This is a genomic window from Aneurinibacillus sp. UBA3580, from assembly GCF_002375825.1.
Classification (GTDB): Bacteria; Bacillota; Bacilli; order Aneurinibacillales; family Aneurinibacillaceae; genus Aneurinibacillus; species Aneurinibacillus danicus.
This window is the reverse complement of record NZ_DFMZ01000035.1, coordinates 1-3,825: the sequence shown is the minus strand read 5'-3', so window position 1 is coordinate 3,825 and position 3,825 is coordinate 1. Positions and strand designations below refer to the sequence as shown.

General features: G+C 47.7%; 5 protein-coding genes. 1 reads left to right on the top strand and 4 read right to left on the bottom strand.

Going from position 1 to position 3,825, the window contains the following annotated elements:
• Positions 1-91: 91 nt before the first annotated feature.
• Positions 92-763 (bottom strand): LytTR family DNA-binding domain-containing protein, encoded by a 672-nt coding sequence (locus B2899_RS05800; RefSeq protein ID WP_146809335.1) that lies wholly within the window; start codon positions 761-763, stop codon positions 92-94.
• 187 nt (positions 764-950) lie between these two features.
• On the opposite strand from B2899_RS05800, the gene B2899_RS05795 reads away from it, so the two are divergent.
• The gene (locus B2899_RS05795; protein WP_286884454.1) at positions 951-1,595 is read left to right on the top strand and encodes a GerMN domain-containing protein; all 645 of its coding nucleotides are present in this window, start codon (positions 951-953) and stop codon (positions 1,593-1,595) included.
• 59 nt (positions 1,596-1,654) lie between these two features.
• Here B2899_RS05795 and B2899_RS05790 read toward each other — a convergent pair whose 3' ends face one another.
• From B2899_RS05790 to B2899_RS05780, 3 genes are all read right to left on the bottom strand, one after another.
• Positions 1,655-2,746 carry a YheC/YheD family protein gene (locus B2899_RS05790; RefSeq protein WP_286884453.1) on the bottom strand — a complete coding sequence of 364 codons (1,092 nt, stop codon included), beginning with the start codon at positions 2,744-2,746 and terminating at the stop codon, positions 1,655-1,657.
• A 229-nt stretch (positions 2,747-2,975) separates the two neighbouring features.
• Entirely contained in the window at positions 2,976-3,392 is a 417-nt protein-coding gene (locus B2899_RS05785) for a FixH family protein (RefSeq protein ID WP_170230190.1), read from the bottom strand.
• Positions 3,393-3,438: 46 nt separating this feature from the next.
• The coding region (locus tag B2899_RS05780; RefSeq protein WP_286884452.1) for a sensor histidine kinase at positions 3,439-3,825 on the bottom strand (387 nt) is incomplete at its 5' end.

Genomic DNA, 3,825 nt, shown 5'->3' with positions numbered 1-3,825 from the left:
AACGCCTTTTTCTTCCTTAGATCTTTTTTTCTCTATCCTCTCCTTCTTTCCTCATGATTTTTACAAAAAAAAGAAGAGGATTGCCTCTTCCCTAAAATCCCAGCAGGCGCCGGAAAGAACTTGCATATTTTTGACTCACCGGTACACGTGTACGCGCTGCATCATTCATAATTAGCATAAAGGTAGAATGAAAATCCGGATGGATTTCAGCAATGGAGTAGACATTGACCATATACGCGCGATGGCAGCGGACAAACAAATCCGATGGAAGGATGCGTTCTAATTCCACCAAACTATACTTATTCACGTACACGCCGCGCTCTGTATACAAGTATGTTTTCCCCTTGTCCGATTCGATAAAATGAATTTCATGCAGCGGAATCGGTACCCACCGATCTTCGCCTTTGCCGATGAGAAAATGATGACGGGGAAGCTTTGGCACTCCCGGCGTTGCCGTTGGCGGAAAGATTGCCGTTATGCACCCCTCTGCATTCCCTTCATTAAGAATCGGCGTGCTCATTGCGTAATACGGCACGCCGAATACGCTATTCTCCAGGTACTGCTCGACTCTTTGCTTCCGGGTAAGCGCCTTGCTTGTCAACGTGCTCTCATGAATATCGTCTCCCGGCTTGATTTTCAAATCTATGGCTCTGCTGGGCTGATAATAAATGAATTTCGACTTGTCCGCAATGGCGATCGAAGCTTCCTGTGGAAACACGTCGCTAATCGCTTTCACAATGGAAAGTATGGATGAATTCTCCATGATGTCATCTCCCACTCTCTGATTCGATCTATATTGTAGCACAAAAAATTTACAAAAAGGTGCACCGTTTTAAACTTCCAAGCGTCTAACTACAATGGAGAGATTAGGACTTCAGCAGGTGTTTTCTGGTAACTTATTGTGTAAGAATAGAAACTAAGGTGATTTCAGACAGAAGGGAAGGATACATATGCGTCTTACTCATGCACTTTTTTCTATCGTACTTATGATTATGTTGGCCCTCACCGGCTGCACGTCGTCCACACCAAGCGGAGCTCCGGCTCCTGCCAACAATACAAACAACAATGAAACCCCTCCTGCACAGCCGCCGCAGAACAATAACGGACAGCAGACTCCTGCGACCGAGCCTGCGAACGGAGAAGCACAACCTGCGGAAAACGGAGAAGAAGTAAAAGAAAAAGAAGTGATGCTGGTGTTCAGCGACTCCAATCTGATGGAGCAGTACAAAGAGCCGCGCACTATCAAGTATAAAAAGGAAGAGAACCTGCCGACCATTGCATTGATGGCCTGGCAGAACGGTCCACAAAACAAAAACCTTACCTCACTTATACCGAAAAACGTGAAAATCCAATCGCTGAAAAAAGAAGGTGACACAGCAATCGTTAGCCTGTCGCCGGAGATTAAGCAGGCGAATCTTGGTTCTACCGGTGAACAGTTTCTTCTTGAAGAAATGGCGACCATCCTAAGTCAATTCGGGTATAAAAACATGAAAGTACTCGTTGATGGCAAAGAAGTGGAAACAATTCTTGGCCATATGGATACGACCACGCCAGTTGAGCCGTTGAAGCTGAATGAATTAAAAGAAATGAAATAACAGCAAAGTCCTTTCATCTCCACATAGAGAAAGGCAGCACCCAAAGGGATGCTGCCTTTTTATGGTTTCTTTTTTCCCCTGTCAAGCAAATAGCGAGCATATCCCATTGGATTCGAGTACGTTGCTTTCCATTCTTTGGGCATCTGGGCTTCCCGGTACGCATAACGCTGATCACGTCCGTTGCACTCAATAAACAGCGGCACGCCCTGCCGATTAAGCCCAATGTCAAGCCCCACATCCGCAAGGCCGGGAAGAGATGCTTCAAGCCGACGCACAACACGAAGCGCAAATGTCTTTACCTCGCTTTCCACTACATCCGCTTGCAAATCCGGATATTCTGCCAGGAGAATGTGAAGCCGATAGACTTTCCCTCCCTGGCCCACATTGCTCAAGAATTTGCCGGTTGGCGCTACTTTGCCTGCCATACCGGTGACCTGCCATTCTCCGGTTGCGCCTTTCTGTACCGTGACGCGTAAATCAAAAGGATTGCCGCGGTACGTCAAAAGCGGCAGTTCCTCTTGAATATGAAAAGACCGGGTACGCAGTTTCTTGGAAAGATGCGCGGGAAGCGATTTGGTAAAAAACGTATGCCGCCAGCGTTTCCGCCCATTTTCCAATACCGCGTAGGATAGTTTGAATCCATTGCCCATCCGGGCAAGCCGCATGATACCGACACCAATGCTGCCGCTGTCCGGCTTAATAAATAACGCATGATTTTTCTTCATCATCTGCCGCAGATTTTCGACTGTCCCGCTCATCGTTTGAGCCAGATGCGAACGCAGATTAGGATCCGCCCATAGCAAAGAATGGATATATGGCTTGCTGTAACGATTCCACCTGTTAAATACGATATACTTTTTGGCCAGAAGGTTCAGCTTTTTCTTCGAACGGCTTGAAAACAGCAATGCGCGATTATGAATGACACGAGGAGTGGGAACGCGCACACGGCGGTACACGCCGCATGTTTTGACGTAAGCCAGCACGGTCTTATGACCAGGGCGCAGGTCAGCCAAACGAATATAGCACGGTTTCAATCCGTACAAACGGGCGCCTTCTTCATAGAAAGCCAACACTTCCGTCTGTGTTCGTCCCTTCGGAATTCCCCGGTACATCGATTGATTAAGCAAAATACCCACATATGAAGCCTTCATCGTCTGCCTCCTTGTCTGCCTTCCTCTATACAGTATGAGGCGATAAAGGCCAGGGTGCTTGTTTCCTTATCCCAAAGGCGAGCTAAACGCAAGAATATGCTGAAGCGACGCACACCTGATTCCGTCCGGTCGCTTTTCCCTGGTACAGCGTCTACACTGTTGAAGACCTCTTCTCATTTCTTATAATTTCATAAATAAGAGAAATAACGGTAAAAAAACAAGCGTTCGCTCACTTTTTCTTGTCTTTCACTTCAATTTTGTGATTGGTCATACTGTGCAGTCCACGCGCGTCAATATGATACATTACATAATATGTTCCCGGTTTATCAAACTTCTGTTTTGCAGAATACACACCCTCCCCGCTTTTTTCCGCTGGAACCATTGTGTGTTTTTCTTTTTGCCCCTCACGCCAAATTTCGAATTTCACATCGTCCGCGTCGTTTACTTTCTCCCCTCCCTGGGTCACCGTTACAGAGAACGTCGTTTCCTCTTCTGGCTGTGGCGACTGTGGCTCAGCGACAAACTGTACCTGCAATTTCTCAGGCACCTTTCTCTCCCCGTTCTGCTTCTCATTGCCACACCCGCCCAGATAAAACGCGAGAAGCAATACAAAACAGCCGATGATGATTTGCGGGTAACGTCTCATAATCCCACTCCTTCCCTTTTCTTCATTTTCTGATAAGGCCCTCCGGTTATTGTTCAGCATAAACCGGGAGTCTCACAGTGACTGTCGTCCCTTCACCGACCTTGCTGTCGATCGCAAATGTCCCGCCGTGCAGATGTACGATTTGATTTACTTCTACACGGAGAACGCCGTGCTCCTCAGGCAAGTGCTTCAGCGCATTATCGCACAGGTTATATACCACCTGTTCCAGACGATCTTCATCGCCCCAGACAATCGTTTCCGGATCTGCATCGAGTATAAGCCTGACTCGCTTCTCCATAATCGACGGTGCAAATATCTCGAGCGTATCTTCCACCAACTGTCCAAGCGGCAGGGGGGGCGCTCGCAGCGGGTAAGAGGCGCCTTCGAGCCTTTTTTCGTCCAGCAACGGAACAATCACCGCCATAATCTGCCG

Excerpts from the sequence above, each read along its gene's own strand:
- B2899_RS05800 (WP_146809335.1), bottom strand. The coding sequence starts at position 763 with ATGGAGAATTCATCCATACTTTCCATTGTGAAAGCGATTAGCGACGTG.
- B2899_RS05795 (WP_286884454.1), top strand. The coding sequence starts at position 951 with ATGCGTCTTACTCATGCACTTTTTTCTATCGTACTTATGATTATGTTG.
- B2899_RS05790 (WP_286884453.1), bottom strand. The coding sequence starts at position 2,746 with ATGAAGGCTTCATATGTGGGTATTTTGCTTAATCAATCGATGTACCGG.
- B2899_RS05785 (WP_170230190.1), bottom strand. The coding sequence starts at position 3,392 with ATGAGACGTTACCCGCAAATCATCATCGGCTGTTTTGTATTGCTTCTC.